Below are 20273 nucleotides of genomic sequence, written 5' to 3'. Positions count from 1 at the left end.
CGCAAGGTCTGAAGACGCAGTGGCGTTGCGCAATCAGTCAAAATCCACATAACTCCCGGTGAATCGAAAGTACTTGAGGAACACTCAGCGCCGCCTCTTTTGCGCACTTTTGTATTGACTTGTAGCAATAGGCTATCGCGCGTCAGCAAGACCCCGCCATGAAGGGAGCATGCCCATAATGACATTCCCAGGCCAACAGGAAATTAATGAAAGTTTTTTACTGCTGATACACGATATCCACAGCCCATCCGAAAGTTGAATCCTCGACCCAAACGAACTGTTTACGGACTGCATCCGTTCGCTGACTTTGAACAGGATGCCGATTCTTCCAGCGACCGCCGAAGTCCTACCTTAGCGGTCCTTGTGTTGTGGAATCAGTCGTCGTTGCTGGAATATCCAATCGACGATCTCGCCTTCGGGCGTGTAACCACTTACGGTTTCGCGTAGCAGCATTCGGACCCGTGAATATTCATCCTTGGTAACGGCGGCCATCAACTCATCCAGTTTGACCTTGAGTTGTTCCCATGGCAGATGGTCTTCATTGGCGCTCATGATCATGGGGTGCTGAGTCGCGACCACGTTGTCACCGATCAACAGCTCCTCATAGAGCTTCTCTCCCGGGCGCAACCCCGTGAACTCAATCGCAATATCACCGTGCACATTCTTCTCGGAACGCACATTCAAGCCAGACAGGTGGACCATTTTCTCAGCCAACTCGGCGATCTTCACCGGTTCCCCCATATCCAGTACAAACACATCGCCGCCTCGCCCCATCGAACCCGCCTGAATCACCAATTGGGCTGCTTCCGGGATCGTCATGAAGTAACGGGTGATATTGGGATGCGTGACGGTGATGGGGCCGCCGGATTTGATCTGCTGCCGGAAACGCGGAATGACCGAGCCGGACGAGCCCAGCACATTACCGAAGCGCACCATGACGAAACGGGTCTTGTTGACCCGGGCAACATTACCGCTGTCTGCGAAGAGCACCGGCGCGAGTTCTTGACTCAGTGCCTGCAAGACCATTTCCGCCAGACGCTTGGTACTACCCATGACATTGGTCGGACGCACGGCCTTGTCCGTGGATATGAGCACGAAATTCTCGACCTGGGCCTTCAACGCCGCTTGCGCAGTGTTCAAAGTACCGATGACGTTGTTGAGCATACCTTCGGCGATATTGTGCTCCACGAGAGGCACATGCTTATAGGCTGCTGCGTGATACACCGTTTCGACGTTCCAGGAGGTCATGACGTCGAACAATTTAGACGCGTTACGCACCGAGCCAAGGATCGGCAGCAAGGTCACCGGGATCGATTGTCGGGCGATGGTCTCTTCCAGTTCGCTCAAGATACTATAGAGATTGAACTCGCTATGATCGAACAACAGCAAAGTGGACGGCTGCAGGGCAAGAATCTGACGGCAGAGTTCAGAACCGATCGACCCTCCCGCTCCCGTGACCAGAACGACCTTTGCCCGAATACACCGCGACAGAAGCTCGGGTTGCGCAGGCACCGCGTCGCGCCCCAACAAGTCGGCAATATCTACCTCCTGGATATCGTCAACTTTCACACGGCCGCTGGCCAGGTCCATAAAACCCGGCACACTGCGTACGTGCAGTGGATAGCCTTCCAGATACTCGAGGATTTCACGGCGTCGCGCACGACTCGCCGAGGGAACGGCCAACAGCACCTCTTGAGCGCCAGTGAGCTCAATCATCTTCTGGATATGCTTGGGCTTGAACACCTGCAAACCAGAGATCATTCGATTCGCGATACTGGTGTCGTCATCAATGAAAGCTACCGGCTGCATATCTCGACCAATACGCAAGGCCGCTACAAGCTGATTGCCGGCGGCCCCGGCTCCATAGATCGCCACTTTGGTAAGACCGGCACCACGGTTGACGAAGGGCACTTGACCAGAGGGAATGAACCAATCACCCATGAAATACTGGCGCATGAGCAATCTCAAACCGCCGATCGTCACCAAGCTGAGCCACCAGTAGTTGAAGATAACCGAACGCGGCACAGGTTCCATATAAGAAGCGCCCCAGTACACCACAAGCGCCAATAGCAACGCGCTCAGGCTCACGGCCTTGACAATTGCGATCAAGGCATCGTTACCCAGGTAACGCATGACAGCCCGGTACATACCAAAACGAATGAACAGCGGGATAGCAATTAAAGAAGCACTGACAAGGAGCCACGGATGACTGCTAAACGGGTTGATCATCTCGTCGAAGCCAAGGCGCACTGCGAACGCCAACCACAAAGCGGTCCAGACCAGCAATACATCGGTTACGACCTGAAGCAGGCGTTTCTGCCGACGTGGCAGGCCCAGCAATGCAACGCGAAGTCTATCCATGGAAGTTTCCAGCACCTTGTTGTTCGTACCATTCTCGTTATGTCCAGCCGTCCGATGACAGCCTTCCACGACCCATTTCAAATTTTTACCCGGTCTATCAGGCGACCTCCAACTGGCCGGCCTTGAACTTGAAAGCCAATAGCACCAGGGGCACGTAGGCCAGCAAAACACCTGTCAGCCCATCCAGCTTCAGGGCCACCACGCACCACGCCAGGGGGAACAACCACAGTACATTGATCGCCGCCACTGCCAAGGTGACAGGACGATGGCGCCCATAACGGCGCGAGGCGAACTGATAGGCATGACTACGATGGGCCTCGTAGACTTTATCTCCCCGCAAAAACCGCCGAATCAGGGTGACAGTCGCGTCGACGATAAACACTCCCAGCAGGATCAGCCATGCCCAGAACAAGGGTGGGGAAACCCAGGCGGCTTGCAGGGACATGATCCCAAGTGCGATACCCAGGAAGCCACTGCCTGCGTCTCCCATGAAGATTTTCGCGGGTGGAAAGTTCCAGAACAAAAAGCCCAGCACGGCAGCGGCCAAGACCAGCGGCGGCCAGATCAGGTCGGAGAAACCCGACAGTACGTAGAGAGCACTCGCCCCCAGGCAGGCCAGCACGGCCTCTATACTGGCGATCCCGTCAATACCGTCCATGAAGTTATACAGGTTGAGAATCCAGACAAGATAAAAGGCAGCCAGGGCATGTCCTATCCAGGATAGATCAACACTGACCCCAAACAGGTCCAGGGGCGCCAAGCCTTCAAGCCATGCCAATGCCCAGACAGCTGCACTGAAATGCCCAAGCAATCGCCACCGCGCCGCAATGTGTCCATGGTCATCCATGAAGCCCACGATGGCGACCAACGCACCTGCCCCACCCAACGCAATCAGGTAGTGAAGCTGTACCAAACCCAGTTGGCCCAACAAGGGCAATGTCAGCAGGAACGCCACGACGATGGCGACGCCCCCGCCCCGGGGCGTCGGGATACTGTGGGAGCTGCGTGCATTCGGAATATCAATGATGCTACGCGCCAAGGCATAGCGACGCAGCCCCGCAGTCATGAGCAGCGACACCACCGTGACAGAGGCAAATAACCAGAAATACGTCATTTAGCTTGATTCATCCTGAAATACTGTGCGGTCTTGGCCAGTGCATCATCGACGCTCACGGGAGGGGTCCAATTCAAAAGTGTACGGGTCTTCTCGATACTGACCTGCAGCGAACCACACAGCCGTTGGGACAGTGCTTTCCTGCCCAGCATGCTGGCGCCACGCTCGAGCAACCAACTGGGGACTGGAATCAACCGCGCGGGTTTACCCAGCGCATGGGCCATCCGGCTGAGCAACATCGTGGTCGACAGATCTTCTCCATCATTGACCAGGAAGGTCTGGTTCGCCGCCGCCGGGTGATCGATGCACGTCACGATGAGGTCTACCAGGTTATCGATGCTCACCAGGCTGCGCCGGTTATCGATGGCGCCGAATGGTAAAGGCACGCCTTTGTCCAGCCAACGCATCATGTTCAAGAAATTGGCCTTCACGCCAGGCCCATAAACCAGGACAGGCCGGATGATGACCACTTCCATGCCTGTCGTCTGCGCAACTTCCCGCAGGCCTTGCTCGGCCTCCTGCTTGGATACGCCATACGGGTCCGTTGGCGCAGGTACATCGTCGGCGGTGTAAGGCTGGCCGGCCGACGTACCCTCTCCGTTCACCTTGATGGAGCTGATGAAAATAAATCGACGGACGCCGGCTTCAGCTGCTTGCCTTGCAAAATTCAGCGTTCCTTCCACATTGACCTGCCGAAAAGCAGCCAGCGGATCAGCCTCCGTATCATTCATTACGTGGACGCGAGCGGCGCAATGAATGATTGTATCCACGTTAGCCAAGTGTGCGTGCCATTGGGTTTGCGCAGAAAATGAGTCGATTCGCACCGTGTTGACAGGCACTGATAAATGCCGGTCACCGCGAACCACGGCAACTACCGATCTCCCCGGGTCTGCCTGCAACCGTATGGATACCGCTCCACCCACAAATCCGCTCGCTCCGGTCACGAGAATACTTTTCTGCATCAGTGGTTCACCTTCCGTAGCGTGGCTTTTCTGAACATATCTTCCAAACGCGTCAGTAGTCGCTGCTTGGAGTAGTGTTGAAGATAATAGTCACGGCCGCTCTCCCCCATGACCTTACGCAGAGGGGGGGCGATGTCCGCCAATGCCCGAGTGATTCGTGCCAAGCCATCCGCATCGCCGGATGTACACGTAAAACCCGCACCGGACTCATCAATTACGCGTGCGGCTTCCCCATTGATCATGCCCAGCAAAGGCCTGCCCGAAGCCAGGTAAGCCTGGACTTTGCCAGGAATGGTTTTTTCAAACACATCATTGGTCTTCAGTGATACCAACAGTGCATCGGCGTTGGCAAACAAGGCAGGCATGGCATCCAATGGATGCCTGCCCAAGAGCAGAACATTGTCCAAACCTCGCGCACTTACCTGTTGGCTTAGCCACTGACTCATCCGGCCATCACCGACGATGACCCAACGCACAGCGACTTTCCCACGCAGTTGCTCAGCAGCGTCCAGAATGGCTGGGAAATCCTGGGCCTCACCCAGATTTCCGGCGAATACCACCGTGAACACCGACTCCTCACGTGCAAGTATCGAGGTCGACTGATCCGCAGTTTCAGAGAAGTCGTCTTCAGCCCAACTGGGAAAGTAAATCAAGCGCTGCGGGTCTATCGGCCGAGTACAGTAGCCTTTGACGTTCTCAAGAAAACCATTGGATTGCAGCAAAAGGTAGTCAGCACGGTTATAGATCCAGGACACCATCCGACCAACCATGGACAACAATGCCGGCTGTTTCAATACGCCAACTGCCTTTAGAGTGTCCGGCCACAAATCCAGCACCCAAATGAACACGGGGGCCTTTTTCAAACGACCGATCACCAAGGCAGGAATAGCCGCCATGATCGGGGAAACTGCGTAGACGAATACGGCATCGAAGCGGCGTCCTCGTAACGCATAGGTACCCAGGGTCGAAGCACTGGAAAAAAAACTCAGGTAGTTGAAGATCAACCGGATACTGCGTTTGCCACGCGAGAGCATAGGCACCCGGACAATAGAGGCACCCTGATATTCGGCGAACTGCGCAGGGGCTGCCTTGTAGGCTTCAAACACCTCTCCTTCCGGATAATTAGGCACCCCAGTAAGCACGGTGACCGAGTGCCCTTTTTGGGTGAAGTCACGTACCAAATCGTTGATGCGCATGTTCTCTGGCCAAAAATACTGCGTGACCACCAAAATATTCAGCTTGCTCTCTGGCATTTTCACAACTCGACTCAATACCGCTTCCAAACAACACGGTTTACGTAGTCGGTATAGCTGTGCAGGATCCTGGCAACTTTTTCGGAAACGTTAGGCATGCTGTAGTCCGCCACCAAGCGAAGGCTACGCTCACTACCTGATAGTTGTGTCTGAAGAATGTTCAGCCCTTGCAGCACTCGCTCGACTTCCAGTCCCACCATCATCACGGCAGCTTCTTCCATCCCCTCTGGTCGCTCATGAGCCTCGCGCAGGTTCAAGGCTGGGAAATTGAGAATGGAAGACTCTTCGTTGATGGTGCCGCTGTCAGACAGAACCGCACGCGACTCGAGCTGCAGCTTGTTGTAGTCCATGAATCCCAAGGGTTTGAGCAATCGGACATTTTCATGGAACACGATGCCCATGGCATCAACACGCTTTTGAGTGCGCGGATGGGTAGAGACGATAACAGGCTGGCCAAACGTACTCGCCACGGTATTGAGTACCTCGACCAATTTGAGGAAATTCTTATCCGAGTCGACGTTCTCTTCGCGGTGAGCACTGACTATAAAGAATTTACCCGCTTCCAAGCCAAGTCGCTCCAGGACATTTGAAGCCTCGATGCTGTCGCGATAATGGTTGAGCACTTCAAACATAGGACTGCCCGTTTTAATGACACGATCGGCAGGCAAACCTTCGCTTAGCAAATAATCTCGGGCGATAGTGCTATAGGTCAGGTTGATGTCTGCTGTATGGTCAACGATGCGTCGGTTTATTTCCTCAGGGACGCGCATATCAAAGCAACGGTTTCCAGCTTCCATATGGAAGGTGGGGATCTTGCGTCGCTTGGCGGGAATAACAGCCATGCAACTGTTTGTATCGCCCAGTACCAGCAAGGCTTCAGGCTCAATGGTAGCCAGCACCCGATCCACGGCGATGATTACATTGCCGATGGTTTCCGCGCCAGTGCTCCCGGCAGCATTCAAGAAGTGGTCAGGCTTTCGGATGCCTAAGTCCTGAAAGAAAATTTCGTTCAGCTCGTAGTCGTAATTCTGCCCAGTGTGAACAAGGATGTGCTCACAATACTGGTCCAGCGCGGCCATGACTCGCGACAAGCGAATAATTTCCGGACGGGTCCCGACTACAGTTACGACTTTTAGTTTTTTCATTTGCTAAGGCCACTTTTAAATAAATTAAACTTGCTTAACATATCAGCCGCAATGCCACCGGACTGCAAAGTCAACGATGGTCACTCAAGGTCTCGGCATGAGATGAAATATTCAGAGACTTCATTCGCGCGTCTATTGATGCACCTTCTCTGAACATTCGATGCTAAGCCTCCGTACCAACGGGTAGCGCATAAGTATCCGGTGCAGCTCGATCAAAAATCTCGTTCGCCCAAAGCATCACAATCATTTCATCAGTGCCAATATTCGTGATGTCATGTGTCCACCCTGGCACCGTTTCAACTATTTCCGAACGCTCACCTGTTGTGGTCAACTCATAGAATTCACCTGACACTATATGGCGGAATCGAAAACACGCAGTGCCTTTGATAACAAGAAACTTTTCCGTTTTCGAGTGGTGATAATGCCCGCCACGAGTAATGCCCGGGTGCGCCGTGAAATAAGAAAACTGGCCAGAATCCTTAGTTTTCAACATCTCAACAAAAGCGCCCCGAGGATCAACGTGCCTTGGAACTTCGTAAGTAAATTGATCTGGAGACAGGTAGCTGAGGTACGTAGAATACAATGCCCGACACAGCCCTGTTCCAACACGCTCGGAGATCATCGTATCGCGACTGTCGCGAAAGGATTCCAGCTGCTCAGCTAGCGCTCCTACAGTGGTATCGTAGTGAGGCACCTCAACATAAGGCGAGCCTTTCCTTCTTCCCTCCAGAACATCCATAAAGCATCGTACGACATCATCGATATACGTAAGCTTTAAAGATGAACTTGGATCATTTATTGTAATCGGCAATCCATGAGCAATGTTATGGCAAAATGTAGCTACAGCTGAATTGTAGTTAGGCCGCGCCCATTTACCGAACACGTTGGGCAAACGAAATATATGTACCGGAGATCCGGTTTCATTTTGCAAATCGATTAATAATTGTTCAGCCCCAAGCTTACTGCTTCCATAGGGATTATCCAAAGAAGCTTGAGTGGATGATGTATAGACCACAGGTACTGATTGACCACGTTTTCGAATCGCATCGCAGAGGATACCAGTAAGGTCAGTGTTACCCTTTTGGAAATCCTGAGGGTCTAGAGGACGATTGATCCCAGCCAAATGGAAAACAAAATCCGCTTGATCAATTAAACCTGGAAGACTCGCGATAGAATCATTACGTGTAAATGATAATACCTCAACATCGGATTTAACACTAAAATGCGATACGAGATTTCGGCCAATAAAACCGTTAGCACCTGTGATCAGAATTTTCATTAATTACTCCTCAGGTGTCGCGTGCTCGCCGCGCTGAATCGCACGCATGAAGTCCAATTTGAGCAACAGCTCCTGCATGCCTTTTACATCGAGACGCTCAGTATTATGAGAGTTATAATCTTCGGTACGGGAAATTTTTGTTTCACCTTGCTCCACAAACTTAGCATAGTTCAGATCGCGTAGATCAGGAGGCACACGGAAATAATCACCACGGTCCTCTGCACATGCCATTTCTTCGCGACTAAGCAAAGCTTCAAACAATTTCTCGCCGTGCCGTGTACCAATTACCTGAATAGGGTGATCTGGCACATCAAGCATGCGAGTCAATGCTTGTGCCAAGACTTCAACCGTAGCTGCCGGAGCTTTCTGAACGAACATGTCGCCATTCGAGCCGTGTTCAAACGCATACAATACAAGATCCACAGCATCCGCAAGCGTCATCATGAATCGAGTCATATTAGGATCAGTCAGACTCAGAGGAATGCCTGACCTAATTTGATCGATAAACAAAGGAATCACCGACCCTCTTGAGGCCATTACATTCCCATAACGCGTACCACAAATCACAGTGTTGTTATCATTTCGCGACTTGGCGACCATCACCTTTTCCATCATCGCTTTGGAGATCCCCATTGCGTTGATTGGATAAACGGCTTTATCAGTGCTGAGGCAAACGACGCGCTTCACATCATTCTGTATGGCTGCCTCAAGCACATTATCCGTGCCCAGTACGTTAGTCTTAACGGCTTCCATAGGATGGAACTCGCAAGAAGGTACTTGCTTCAAAGCGGCCGCATGAAATATGTAGTCTACTCCGCGTGTAGCATTAAGAACACTTTGAAAATCCCTAACATCACCAATATAAAACTTCAACTTACTATTGGCATATTTTTTACGCATATCATCTTGTTTTTTTTCATCTCGGCTAAATACACGAATCTCTTTGATATCGGTATCTAGAAACCGCTTGAGTACTGCATTGCCGAAGGAACCTGTTCCCCCGGTGATTAAAAGCGTAGAATCCTTGAATGAAATAGCCATGAACCACCCCTTTACAATAATGAAATAATGATACTTCTCGCGTTTTCCACGCTCAAGTTTTTTTCATAATAATGTCGACCGTTCCTGCCGAGCTCTGCGCAGAGCGCTGAATTCTCAATCAAAAAATCCAGTTTTGCCTTCAACGCCGCCGTATCGCCAGCCACGACAGCATATCCACCGCGAACGTCGTTTTCCAATATGTCGCCAAAATCCGTAACCGAATCCAGCGATGCCAGAATCGGCAGTGAAACTTTAAAGTAATCAAGAGATTTAGATGGAAAACTGGGCACCGTTAATTTTCTCGACAGCGATATCAAACCGACATCGCACGACTGGACAACGTGCTCATATTCTTCGCGGGGAATATAATCAATAAATATAACATTCTGTAACCCACGAGCCACAACTGCTTTTTGTAGACTCTCTTTTTCAGTGCCTTTACCAATAAAAACAAAAGTCACTTCATTTTTTGAATACATTGCAGCCAGATCAAGAATATTTTCCAACTCTTGCACGATTGACATGGCACCACCGTATATCGCAACAAATCCTTCCGGTGGCAAATTATACTTTTTCCGCACTTCAATTTTATCGACTGGCTCAATCTGCTTGATTTTTGCCCAAATCGGCAAAAGTGTTACTTTTTCCTTTGAAACGGATGGGAAATTATCGAAAAGAAATCGAGCATTTCCTTCAGTCATACAGCCTATTCGATCAAAACTGGTATACATCAATTGTTCCAGATGCCGAAAAAAACCGAAGAACAGCTTATTTCTGATCGCACCGAGATCTTTTAAATAAAAAGGAAAAAAATCCCACAGCACAAGAAAACTTTTTGAACCATATCGTTTTCTAAAGAACCGGGACAAGCCTAGAATCGTGACGCAAGGCGTATTCGCTATGAGCAAATCACAGCGCTTAATCTCTTTGGCAATTTTGTACCTTGCCAGAAAGGGAAATATGAAAATTTTCAAAGCCGTGCCAATGGCACCGGAATTATAAAATATGGCAGGGAGCTTGATTCGTATTACTTTAATCCCATCGATAACCTTCGTAACCGATTCTGGCTCGTTTTTTAACCAAGAGAAAACGACGACCGTAACGTCACTTCCCTCTTCGTTCATAGAATAGGCCAGCTCATTGGTGAGCCAAGCGTCTTTTTTGTCGTCAGCATACTTCGTGGTAAGCAGTACAATATCTTTACGCAAGCTCATCATTTGGACCACAGCTCGTCAAGTTGATTGAGTAAGTTATTTGTTCGCTCCTGCCCCGTTGAATTGTGCATATCATAAAATAACTGACTCTGGTAAGGAATATAAACGATAGAAAGTGGACTCGAGAGAAATCGATAAAACGGCAAGTACGCGACTATAGCCATTACAAAAACCGCAACCAGTCGGCTTGTATAATTCAAACGCAATAATATATTCATTGCCACACCGATTAAAAACACTGCAAAAAAATACTGGTACCTAGTAGACAACGTTGGGAATCCAAATATTATCAGAGGGATAAGCAGACCTACAAATGCCAGGCGGTAGAGGATTGGACGCGCCAATTGATTTGTATTGTTTTGAACACCAACATTATCCCACGCCATATAAATACTTGAAAAAATCACAATCGAAACAAGGACATAAGCTGCACGATAGGCAAAAGAAGCATTAAACACATCCCTATCCAGATAAATCATGTACTTGGGATTCACATAAACTATAAGCACTTCTACAGCGGCACGGATGACATCCAACGAAGACAAGTACAGCCCCACCGAGGCCACAAAAACGATTAAGAATGTCGTTCGACTTAAGGGGAACCAATGAATTAGCAGCAACAGCAGCACCCCACCCAACACCGAGTAGTGTATAGAGGCGGCGATGAAAAACAGCGTAAATGCAAGAAATTGTCTTCCCGACAAAAATTTGTGCACCCCAAGTAAAAATATACTAACTGCCAACCCTTGCCTAAGTAATGAAAACGTGGGAATCAAATAAAAATCCGGGACCGAGTACATTACAGCCAACACCAGCAAACAATGTCTTGGGAAAAAACTTCTCACTACTATCGATATGAATACCACCTCTATGATAGAGATCAAGGCGGAGAAATGTTCAAATGCCAGGTCAAAAAACGATGAAATACGAACGAGCCATTCATATCCAAATTCAAAATCAAGATAAAACTCTTGACCACTTCGTATCGCATCGTAATGTGATTCGTAGATGGGCCAGTCATACCCTGTCTGAAATTTCAGACCAACAAACAAGGAAAGAAGCGCCACTTGAAATGCATATATCATCTTAGACGGAGAAGCCGTCTTTTTCAGTGACAACAGGGCCAACATCCAAATCAACGCATAAATAACGTTATACTGCATCATGATGCGACCGCCCCTAAAGACGTCGTTTTATTTCGGCTGATAAAAAACCATAGCAGCACTAAAAACAGCGAAATCAAGCCTTGCAGAACGTAGCCGTACGCCATACTTTCAAGCCCATACAGCCTGTAGAAAAAGATACATGCCGCCAGATGTAAAATTGCCGTGATCACTTCATAGAGAAGGTAGGCTCGAACGCGCTGTTTGGCGAGCATCACATAAAGAAATACCCACCCCAAACATTTTAGCCCATCCCCTATGACATATATCTTCAACACTTCTGAAGAGGCTGTGAAAGCCTCACCATAAATCAGCCAGACAATAAAACTTGCTAACTGGCCAACCACAAGAACCAGAACGAATCCAAAAGCCAAGGCTATGGCCGCCATTCGCCAAACAAAACCGTCCAGAGTTCGCCCTTCCATCGCACTATACTTTGGCAATAAAAGAGTAGAAAACAGCACGCTACAGATGCCCATATAGATATCTGACAGACGCGTGGCCGCATACCACAGTCCGGACTCAGCCATTGAGCTGCTCGTTGCGATATAGTTCCTCAGGAAGATCTGCCCTCCATACACAACCACTGCGGATCCCAATGCCATGAATGAATAAGAAACTAATATCCTTAGTATCTCACCATCGATTTTTTTAAAAACACCTGATGCTCGCGGTAAACGAAATCTTTCTGGCAAAAAAAACATGCATACACCCGCAACAACCGGTGCAATTACTACAGAATAAACCGCCCCAACCTTTCCAAAATAAAATGAAATCGCGCAAATTGAAAGCGCCGTTATAAAAGCTGTAATCATTGAGTACCAAAAGTACTCATTATATTTCTGCATGCCATTAAAATAGGACACAAACAAATTATTTAGCCCTAAAAAAAAACCACCAAGCGGCAACAGTAGCAGCACTACGACCCACTCTCCCTCCAGGAAATAATTCGCTATCTCCCTACTTGAAATGAGCAAAAAAACAAAACAAATAAAACTCAAAAAAACCAACAAAAACGCAGAAGTCCGCACTATACTTTCTTTAGAGTGCTTATCTTCTGCGATTAGCTTTACCACACCAGTTGTAGTAACCGATGACACACCAGCGCTTAATATTTGAAGAAAGGATTGTACCTGTCCAACTACAGCGATCCCACTGGGCCCAACATAAAATGCCACCACCTTTAGCGAGGCGACAGAAAACATCAATTTAAATATAGCCTGAACGGCAATATTTATTATCGGCCGAAGCATTCCCTTTCTTATTGCCGTACTGGCAACCATAGCGCAACACCTAACACGAGCAACAAAAAAAACCATAACGACATTATTTTCGAAGCCAGAAACAATTATCTATGTCGCTAGGTTCGATCGGGCCTACAACCTGGGGAATCCATATCCAAAACTCCATTTCATCCAGATTGACGGACCAACATATTTATGGTTTAACACTAATGCTGTCAAAATCAGAATCTGCTGCCGATACAATTCACTAAAAGTGATTCCATCTAGAGATGCAAATCATTTGCATATCTATTACCAGCCTACCTGAAATCTATCGATACAGACCTAAAGCCATGATATCGATTTATTTTTCAACACGCGCTTGAAATACCTGCCTCATCAGCGCAGCACCTAATCCCAAAACAAGGCCCAGGATCATTCCTTTCAATAGGATCGCCAGCTTATTTGGCTTAATTGGGGTTTGTGGCACCTCTACGTTACCATCCTGCCTGTATACCGAGACCAGATCAGGTTCGACTTTAAGCATACGATAGAAATTGTACCGCATCTGTAGCGTACGCAGATCTGGAATAAATGCATCATCAGAAGCTCTGGCTTCCAAAGCGGACACCTCCGCAGCCAACGCTAAGCTTCCTCGTTGATAATCCATCTTATTGCCTGTATCGACAGTGATATCAACGGCAGCAGAGGAATTTATCACAGGCGTCTTCAAACCAATTGTTTCAGCAACTTTTAAAGCTTCGCGAAGTTGCTGAATACGGTCCTCACGAACCCGTTGAGCATTCTCTCGCAAGCTTATAATTCGCTGCTCCAAATTCCTTGCTCGAACCGAGGCCTCAGTTGTAACGTTTTTGATCAACTCTGCCTTGGATACATCACTGGCACGCCGCACGTAAACCTTGACCCACTCTGTTGCCTCTGCCGCGTCATCACTTTGGACGATGACCGAGAATCTTTCGGGAGTATCCTTACCCGGTCCTCCGACCATCAGTACACGAGAAAAATTCTCATACAAACGGTCAAGCGGCCCCTTGCGCTGAGACTCTTCAAGGGAAGGCAAATAGACATCATGGAAAAAGGTTTGGCGAAGGGTTTCACTCTGAAGATTACGAGCAAACAGATCGTAAACTTGCTTGATTGAATAAGGCTCCAGCTCAGTACTTGCGCCACGGCCGTAATTCAACTCAGCAATGCCATTTTGAGTAGGGGGGCTAATATAAAATCTAGCCTCGTAGATTGGTTTGGTAAGATAAGCAACCGCCCCAGCCCCAACTGTTACTACGAACGCAACGCCTACAATCAGCCACTTTTGAACCCAAAAATTGCGTAGCAGCGCAATCAAATCAATTTCCTGAGCGTCATGTGCATCAACACGATTATTACGCATACGGGCTCTCAATTGCGGCGGCGGAAAATTTGCCCTTCACCGTGCGGAAAGCACTAAAGGTTAACGCTGAGGAGGTCCCCAAAGAAATTTCGGTAGACCGTGAGAATTCTGACATGAAAAAAGCACACCCAAAATATATAAACAAATGCTAACGGCGATCCCCTCACCAAGGTGACTGGAAACCCTATAACCTTATTTTAACCGCAAACGTACCTTCACGAACCAAGCAAGTGACGGGCCGATAACCATCCCTGCGAGAAGCGCAAGGAGAATCAAGACCGCGACAGGAAGCTGTGGGGCTGACCAACCAACGAAGGCCAAGGATACAGGTTGTGTATTTTCAATTACAAATAGAATAATCGTCAAAGCCACCAACAACGCGGCTACGAAAAAAACTACCCGTTTAAAACCTCTCATAAATTGCTTCCTCTGCAGCCTTTTTCTTCAGAGTTCGTCCCCCTCCTCCTCATTCACCCGATCCCTGAGCTCCTTGCCCGGCTTGAAATGAGGTACAAACTTCCCATCAAGGCTGACGGACTGACCTGTCTTCGGATTGCGCCCAACCCGCGGAGCGCGGTAATGCAGGGAAAAGCTGCCAAAACCACGGATTTCAATACGATCCCCCGTCGCCAGGCACTGGGACATCTGTTCAAGCATGGTCTTGATGGCCAGCTCCACATCCTTGGATGAGAGTAGCCCTTGATGGGTGACAATTCGTTCGATCAACTCCGACTTCGTCATATTTTTCCCTTCTTTTTCAAGCAGCTAGGAAAATCGCTTGAAAAGGTTTTAGCATGACCGGAGGGATTTGAACAGCCCAAGTATTGACATTCTTCGTTGATCCCTTGCTGCTTCTTTCGATGCAGGCTGGAAGATTTTCTCAAGCTATCGACAGATGACCAGCATCGTGCGAGTCAGATAACCAGCCGGATTGAAACCAAAGGGGTACTGATCGTCATCCTTGGCGTCGTCGGATCGGGTAATCACCTTGTAGCCGGCGCCCTTGCACTCTCTTGCCGCTCTCTTATGGCACTTCTCCCAGCCAGAGCCCAACCCTGAGCAATCGACCTCGATACCGCTGACACCACGCACTGCGTGGGTCTTGGCACTCGTAGCGCACCCCGCCAATACCAAGACACTCAACACCAGAAAGAGCCTGTTCATTCAATTCCTTTAGACAGAAACCCGGATCAATCACTTATACAAGCCAGAGCCTCGCCCTGAATAGATGAGTGACCCGCTTTATAAAGAGACACCTTGATTGCAGGGTTGGTTTCGCAATGTCCCGAATAACGCTTTCATCGACAATGACTTACAGGAAGCAGAGCGTCTTGAAATATTGCGCCCACAAAAAAGGGCGACCGAAGTCGCCCTTTTTCTATGGTCTGACAGAACTCAGTTCTGCTTTTCCATTTGTGCACGCAGCAGGTCGCCCAGAGTGGTAGGACCAGTAGCAATGTCAGCAGCTGGCTTGTCGCGCAGGCTCTGGATTGCTTCTTTCTCTTCAGCATCGTCTTTCGACTTGATGGAGAGCTGGATTACGCGGCTCTTGCGGTCAACGCTGATGATCTTGGCTTCTACTTCTTCGCCTTCTTTCAGCACGTTACGCGCGTCTTCAACGCGGTCACGGCTGATTTCGGAGGCTTTCAGAGTCGCTTCGATATCGTCGGCCAGGGTGATGATGGCGCCTTTGGCGTCAACTTCTTTCACGATGCCCTTAACGATTGCGCCTTTGTCGTTCTCTTGAACGTACTCGGAGAACGGATCGCTTTCCAGTTGCTTGATGCCCAGGGAGATGCGCTCGCGCTCTGGGTCAACCGACAGGATAACGGTGTCCAGCTCGTCGCCCTTCTTGAAACGACGCACGGCTTCTTCGCCCACTTCGTTCCAGGAGATGTCGGACAGGTGAACCAGACCGTCGATGCCGCCGTCCAGACCAATGAAGATACCGAAATCGGTGATCGACTTGATGGTGCCGGAGATTTTATCGCCCTTGTTGAACTGGCCAGAGAAGTCTTCCCATGGGTTGGACTTGCACTGCTTGATGCCGAGGGAGATACGACGACGCTCTTCGTCGATGTCCAGAACCATGACTTCCACTTCGTCGCCGACTTGTACGACTTTCGAAGGATGGATGTTCTTGTTGGTCCAGTCCATTTCGGAAACGTGTACCAGGCCTTCAACGCCTTCTTCCAGCTCAGCGAAGCAGCCGTAGTCGGTCAGGTTGGTAACACGAGCGGTGACGCGGGTGCCTTCTGGGTAACGGGCTTTGATAGCAACCCATGGGTCTTCGCCCAGTTGCTTCAGGCCCAGGGAAACACGATTGCGCTCGCGATCGTACTTCAGAACCTTGACATCGATCTCGTCGCCAACGTTGACGATTTCCGAAGGATGCTTGATACGCTTCCAGGCCATGTCGGTGATGTGCAGCAGGCCATCGACGCCACCCAGATCGACGAATGCGCCGTAATCGGTGAGGTTTTTGACGATACCCTTGACCTGCTGGCCTTCCTGCAGCGATTCCAGCAGAGCTTCACGCTCGGCGGAGTTCTCGGCTTCCAGGACACTGCGACGGGAAACGACAACGTTGTTGCGCTTCTGGTCCAGCTTGATGACCTTGAATTCCAGCTCTTTGCCTTCCAGGTGCGTGGTGTCGCGCACTGGACGGACGTCAACCAGGGAACCTGGCAGGAACGCACGGATGCCGTTAACGTCGACAGTGAAGCCGCCTTTAACCTTACCGTTGATAACGCCCTTGACCACTTCCTCAGCTGCGAAGGCCGCTTCCAGAACGATCCAGCATTCAGCGCGCTTGGCTTTTTCACGGGACAGCTTGGTTTCACCGAAACCATCTTCAACCGAGTCCAGCGCAACGTGAACTTCATCACCAACATTGATGTTCAGTTCGCCAGCGTCGTTGTAGAACTGCTCAAGCGGGATGAGTGCTTCAGACTTCAGACCAGCGTGAACGGTTACCCAGCGAGCTTGGTAATCGATATCAACGATAACGCCGGTGATGATGGAGCCTGCCTGAAGGTTCAGGGTTTTCAAGCTTTCTTCAAAGAGTTCCGCAAAGCTTTCGCTCATTTTAATTCCTGTTGATTAGGGCGAAGAATACGCCCGCCTCCACACCCCAGACGGTGTGGGTTAGTTTCATATAAAAGAAGCACCGCAGGACTATGACTGGTCCCCTGCGGAGCTTCCTGTCACCCGGCGATATCGCGAATGGCGATCTCGCTCATGATGCGTTGCAGCACCTGATCGATGGACAACTCCGTGGAATCCAGCTGTATCGCGTCGGCCGCCGGTTTGAGCGGGGCTACTGCGCGCTGGGTGTCACGCTCATCGCGTGCACGGATCTCATCTAGCAGACTCGACAGACTAACATCCTCGCCTTTGCCCTTCAACTGCAAATAACGGCGACGCGCCCTCTCCTCCGCACTGGCGGTGAGAAAAATCTTCAGCGGCGCATCGGGAAACACTACCGTGCCCATGTCGCGACCGTCGGCCACCAGCCCCGGAGGCTCCTGGAAAGCGCGCTGGCGTTGCAGCAACGCTTCACGCACCGCCGGCAGCGCGGCGACCTGGGAAGCACCGGCACCGACACTTTCGGTGCGGATGACATCACTGACTTCATCGCCCTCCAGAATGATGCGCTGCAACTGACCGTCGGTCGCCGCGATGAACTGCACGTCCAGGTGAGCCGCCAGAGCCTTGAGCAGTTCTTCGTTGGTCAGGTCGACGCCATGGTTGGCGGCGGCGAATGCCAATAGACGATACAAGGCACCCGAATCGAGCAGGTTCCAGCCCAACTGCCTGGCCAGGATCCCGGCGACGGTGCCCTTGCCCGAACCGCTTGGGCCATCGATGGTGATGACCGGAGCCTTGATGTTCACGACTGTGCCTCTTGCGCTACTCGGATACCGACCTGTGCGCACAGCGCCAGGAAGTTCGGGAACGACGTCGCGACGTTGGCGCAATCATGGATGCGAATCGGCGCACTGGCGCGCAAAGACGCAACACTGAAGGCCATGGCGATACGGTGATCGCCGTGGCCATGGACTTCGCCGCCGCCGATCTGGCCGCCGTCGATGATGATGCCGTCCGGTGTTGGCTGGCACTTGACGCCCAGGGCGAGCAAGCCATCAGCCATTACCTGGATGCGATCCGATTCCTTGACCCGCAGCTCTTCGGCACCGGTCAGCACGGTGCGCCCTTCTGCGCAGGCGGCCGCGACGAACAGCACCGGGAATTCGTCGATAGCCAGTGGAACCAGCGCCTCGGGAATCTCGATACCTTTGAGTTTAGCTGCTCGTACGCGCAAGTCTGCCACTGGCTCACCGCCGACTTCACGCTGGTTTTCCAGCGTGATGTCGGCACCCATCAGGCGCAGGATGTCGATCACGCCGGTACGGGTCGGATTGATGCCGACGTGTTCGAGCACCAGGTCGGAGCCTTCGGCAATCGAAGCGGCCACCAGGAAGAACGCGGACGAGGAGATATCGCCTGGCACTTCGATGTGGGTCGCGGTCAGCTTGCTGCCAGACTCGACGGACGCCGTGGCGCCATCGACAGTGACCGGATAGCCAAAGCCGCGCAGCATGCGCTCGGTGTGGTCGCGGGTCGGAGCCGGCTCGGTGACGGTGGTCTTGCCTTCGGCATAGAGGCCGGCCAGCAGCAGACAGGATTTCACCTGGGCACTGGCCATTGGCATGGTGTAGGTCAGGCCCTTGAGCTTGTGGCCACCGCGAATGGTCATCGGCGGACGACCGTCGGCGGCCGTCTCGATGACCGCGCCCATTTCCCGCAACGGGTTGGCGACGCGATTCATCGGGCGCTTGGACAGCGAGGCGTCACCGGTCAGGGTGCTGTCGAAGTCCTGGGCGGCCAACAGGCCGGACAACAAGCGCATCGAGGTCCCGGAGTTACCCAGGTAGATCGGCCCCGGGGCAGGCTTGAGGCCATGCAGGCCGACACCATGGATGGTCACGCGGCCGTGGTGCGGGCCTTCGATGACCACGCCCATGTCGCGAAACGCTTGCAGCGTCGCCAGGGCGTCCTCGCCCTCGAGGAAGCCTTCCACCTCGGTCACGCCTTCGGCCAGGGAGCCGAGCATGATCGAACGGTGGGAAATCGATTTATCGCCCGGTACACGAATACGCCCACTCAGGGAGCCACCAGGTTGTGCCAGGAAAATCAGATCGTTGGAGTTCATAGCGTCCACATAGGCCCGACGGGCCAGGATTTTACTGAAATGCTCGCGGGCCACCCTGGCGCGTGTGAAAACGCCCAGCAATTGGTGCCCGTCCCCTGCATCGACCGCGTCGCGCAAGGCGTCGAGATCGCTGCGAAATGTATCGAGTGTGCGCAAGACAGCTTCGCGGTTGGCGAGGAAGATGTCGTGCCACATGACCGGGTCGCTTCCAGCGATTCTCGTGAAATCGCGGAAACCGCCGGCAGCGTAACGGAAGATCTCAAGATTTTCATTGCGTTTGGCCAACGAATCCACCAGGCCGAACGCCAACAGGTGCGGCAAATGGCTGGTAGCGGCCAACACTTCATCGTGACGCTCGACCTGCATGTGCTCGACATCGGCGCCCAGTTCACGCCACAAACGGTCCACCACCGCCAGCGCGGCTGGATCCGTCTGGTCCAGCGGCGTGAGGATCACTTTGTGACGACGAAACAGTTCGGCGTTGGAGGCTTCCACCCCGCTCTGCTCGGAACCGGCAATCGGATGGCCGGGCACGAAACGCGCCGGCATCCCGCCGAAAGCCTCGGTGGCCGCGCGCACGACATTGCCCTTGGCACTGCCGACGTCGGTCAGGATCGCTTGCCCCAGGTTCATGGTCGCCAGACGCGCCAGCAGCTTTTCCATGGCCAGGATCGGCACCGCCAGCTGGATCACGTCCGCGCCCTGGCAGGCGATCACCAGGTCATCCTCACAGCGATCGACCACCCCCAACTCCACGGCCAGCCTGCGCGACTGTGGATCCAGGTCGACACCGACCACCTCACGGCACAGGCCACTTTCACGCAAGCCCTTGGCAAACGAACCGCCGATCAACCCCAGGCCGACCACCACCAGGCGACCGATCATAGGGGCAGCA

17 protein-coding genes are annotated in these 20273 nt (G+C 51.6%); all 17 read right to left on the bottom strand.

Features of this window, described 5'->3' with window-relative positions:
* Positions 1-351 precede the first annotated feature (351 nt).
* A complete protein-coding gene (locus AC30D9_RS16740) occupies positions 352-2361 on the bottom strand; it encodes a polysaccharide biosynthesis protein (protein ID WP_307571484.1) in 2010 nt (669 codons plus the stop codon).
* 97 nt (positions 2362-2458) lie between these two features.
* Positions 2459-3475: an MraY family glycosyltransferase gene (locus AC30D9_RS16735; protein ID WP_307571485.1), complete on the bottom strand. Its 1017-nt coding sequence runs from the start codon at positions 3473-3475 to the stop codon at positions 2459-2461.
* Positions 3472-4437 carry a UDP-glucose 4-epimerase family protein gene (locus AC30D9_RS16730; protein WP_490144420.1) on the bottom strand — a complete coding sequence of 322 codons (966 nt, stop codon included), beginning with the start codon at positions 4435-4437 and terminating at the stop codon, positions 3472-3474. Before AC30D9_RS16730 ends, AC30D9_RS16735 begins: the two co-directional genes overlap by 4 nt.
* Positions 4437-5690 (bottom strand): glycosyltransferase family 4 protein, encoded by a 1254-nt coding sequence (locus tag AC30D9_RS16725; protein WP_307571487.1) that lies wholly within the window; start codon positions 5688-5690, stop codon positions 4437-4439. Before AC30D9_RS16725 ends, AC30D9_RS16730 begins: the two co-directional genes overlap by 1 nt.
* Positions 5691-5704: 14 nt before the next feature.
* Positions 5705-6835 carry a non-hydrolyzing UDP-N-acetylglucosamine 2-epimerase gene (wecB, locus tag AC30D9_RS16720; RefSeq protein WP_307571488.1) on the bottom strand — a complete coding sequence of 377 codons (1131 nt, stop codon included), beginning with the start codon at positions 6833-6835 and terminating at the stop codon, positions 5705-5707.
* 163 nt (positions 6836-6998) lie between these two features.
* Positions 6999-8114: a UDP-2-acetamido-2,6-beta-L-arabino-hexul-4-ose reductase gene (gene wbjC, locus AC30D9_RS16715; RefSeq protein ID WP_307571489.1), complete on the bottom strand. Its 1116-nt coding sequence runs from the start codon at positions 8112-8114 to the stop codon at positions 6999-7001.
* A 3-nt stretch (positions 8115-8117) separates the two neighbouring features.
* The gene (locus tag AC30D9_RS16710; RefSeq protein ID WP_307571490.1) at positions 8118-9155 is read right to left on the bottom strand and encodes a polysaccharide biosynthesis protein; all 1038 of its coding nucleotides are present in this window, start codon (positions 9153-9155) and stop codon (positions 8118-8120) included.
* Positions 9156-9166: 11 nt separating this feature from the next.
* Positions 9167-10369, bottom strand: a complete 1203-nt coding sequence (locus AC30D9_RS16705; protein WP_307571491.1) for a glycosyltransferase family 4 protein — start codon at positions 10367-10369, stop codon at positions 9167-9169.
* Positions 10369-11535, bottom strand: a complete 1167-nt coding sequence (locus AC30D9_RS16700; RefSeq protein ID WP_307571492.1) for an EpsG family protein — start codon at positions 11533-11535, stop codon at positions 10369-10371. The genes AC30D9_RS16705 and AC30D9_RS16700 overlap by 1 nt, the downstream gene beginning before the upstream one ends.
* Positions 11532-12815 (bottom strand): oligosaccharide flippase family protein, encoded by a 1284-nt coding sequence (locus AC30D9_RS16695; protein WP_307571493.1) that lies wholly within the window; start codon positions 12813-12815, stop codon positions 11532-11534. The genes AC30D9_RS16700 and AC30D9_RS16695 overlap by 4 nt, the downstream gene beginning before the upstream one ends.
* Positions 12816-13119: 304 nt before the next feature.
* Positions 13120-14163, bottom strand: coding sequence for an LPS O-antigen chain length determinant protein WzzB (locus AC30D9_RS16690; RefSeq protein ID WP_307571494.1), 1044 nt, complete (start codon positions 14161-14163; stop codon positions 13120-13122).
* A 192-nt stretch (positions 14164-14355) separates the two neighbouring features.
* Positions 14356-14580: a lipopolysaccharide assembly protein LapA domain-containing protein gene (locus AC30D9_RS16685; protein ID WP_307571495.1), complete on the bottom strand. Its 225-nt coding sequence runs from the start codon at positions 14578-14580 to the stop codon at positions 14356-14358.
* 27 nt (positions 14581-14607) lie between these two features.
* The gene (gene ihfB / locus AC30D9_RS16680; protein ID WP_003199243.1) at positions 14608-14904 is read right to left on the bottom strand and encodes an integration host factor subunit beta; all 297 of its coding nucleotides are present in this window, start codon (positions 14902-14904) and stop codon (positions 14608-14610) included.
* A 144-nt stretch (positions 14905-15048) separates the two neighbouring features.
* Positions 15049-15327 carry a hypothetical protein gene (locus tag AC30D9_RS16675; RefSeq protein WP_307571496.1) on the bottom strand — a complete coding sequence of 93 codons (279 nt, stop codon included), beginning with the start codon at positions 15325-15327 and terminating at the stop codon, positions 15049-15051.
* A gap of 231 nt (positions 15328-15558) precedes the next feature.
* Positions 15559-17250 (bottom strand): 30S ribosomal protein S1, encoded by a 1692-nt coding sequence (gene rpsA, locus AC30D9_RS16670; RefSeq protein WP_134923343.1) that lies wholly within the window; start codon positions 17248-17250, stop codon positions 15559-15561.
* A gap of 119 nt (positions 17251-17369) precedes the next feature.
* A complete protein-coding gene (gene cmk / locus AC30D9_RS16665) occupies positions 17370-18059 on the bottom strand; it encodes a (d)CMP kinase (protein ID WP_014337227.1) in 690 nt (229 codons plus the stop codon).
* On the bottom strand, positions 18056-20263 hold the full coding sequence (locus AC30D9_RS16660) for a bifunctional prephenate dehydrogenase/3-phosphoshikimate 1-carboxyvinyltransferase (protein ID WP_307571634.1): 2208 nt from the start codon (positions 20261-20263) through the stop codon (positions 18056-18058). The genes cmk and AC30D9_RS16660 overlap by 4 nt, the downstream gene beginning before the upstream one ends.
* Positions 20264-20273 lie beyond the last annotated feature (10 nt).

Source organism: Pseudomonas sp. DF11 (genome assembly GCF_058148565.1).
This window is presented reverse-complemented; position numbering and strand designations above follow the sequence as displayed.

What these genes read in the sequence shown, in the direction of transcription:
- AC30D9_RS16730 (WP_490144420.1), bottom strand. Translation starts at nt 4,437, where the DNA reads ATGCAGAAAAGTATTCTCGTGACCGGAGCGAGCGGATTTGTGGGTGGA.
- AC30D9_RS16685 (WP_307571495.1), bottom strand. Translation starts at nt 14,580, where the DNA reads ATGAGAGGTTTTAAACGGGTAGTTTTTTTCGTAGCCGCGTTGTTGGTG.
- AC30D9_RS16710 (WP_307571490.1), bottom strand. Translation starts at nt 9,155, where the DNA reads ATGGCTATTTCATTCAAGGATTCTACGCTTTTAATCACCGGGGGAACA.
- AC30D9_RS16735 (WP_307571485.1), bottom strand. Translation starts at nt 3,475, where the DNA reads ATGACGTATTTCTGGTTATTTGCCTCTGTCACGGTGGTGTCGCTGCTC.
- AC30D9_RS16675 (WP_307571496.1), bottom strand. Translation starts at nt 15,327, where the DNA reads ATGAACAGGCTCTTTCTGGTGTTGAGTGTCTTGGTATTGGCGGGGTGC.
- AC30D9_RS16695 (WP_307571493.1), bottom strand. Translation starts at nt 12,815, where the DNA reads ATGGTTGCCAGTACGGCAATAAGAAAGGGAATGCTTCGGCCGATAATA.
- AC30D9_RS16700 (WP_307571492.1), bottom strand. Translation starts at nt 11,535, where the DNA reads ATGATGCAGTATAACGTTATTTATGCGTTGATTTGGATGTTGGCCCTG.
- wecB (WP_307571488.1), bottom strand. Translation starts at nt 6,835, where the DNA reads ATGAAAAAACTAAAAGTCGTAACTGTAGTCGGGACCCGTCCGGAAATT.
- AC30D9_RS16740 (WP_307571484.1), bottom strand. Translation starts at nt 2,361, where the DNA reads ATGGATAGACTTCGCGTTGCATTGCTGGGCCTGCCACGTCGGCAGAAA.
- AC30D9_RS16690 (WP_307571494.1), bottom strand. Translation starts at nt 14,163, where the DNA reads ATGCGTAATAATCGTGTTGATGCACATGACGCTCAGGAAATTGATTTG.
- AC30D9_RS16705 (WP_307571491.1), bottom strand. Translation starts at nt 10,369, where the DNA reads ATGAGCTTGCGTAAAGATATTGTACTGCTTACCACGAAGTATGCTGAC.
- ihfB (WP_003199243.1), bottom strand. Translation starts at nt 14,904, where the DNA reads ATGACGAAGTCGGAGTTGATCGAACGAATTGTCACCCATCAAGGGCTA.
- AC30D9_RS16660 (WP_307571634.1), bottom strand. Translation starts at nt 20,263, where the DNA reads ATGATCGGTCGCCTGGTGGTGGTCGGCCTGGGGTTGATCGGCGGTTCG.
- wbjC (WP_307571489.1), bottom strand. Translation starts at nt 8,114, where the DNA reads ATGAAAATTCTGATCACAGGTGCTAACGGTTTTATTGGCCGAAATCTC.
- AC30D9_RS16725 (WP_307571487.1), bottom strand. Translation starts at nt 5,690, where the DNA reads ATGCCAGAGAGCAAGCTGAATATTTTGGTGGTCACGCAGTATTTTTGG.
- rpsA (WP_134923343.1), bottom strand. Translation starts at nt 17,250, where the DNA reads ATGAGCGAAAGCTTTGCGGAACTCTTTGAAGAAAGCTTGAAAACCCTG.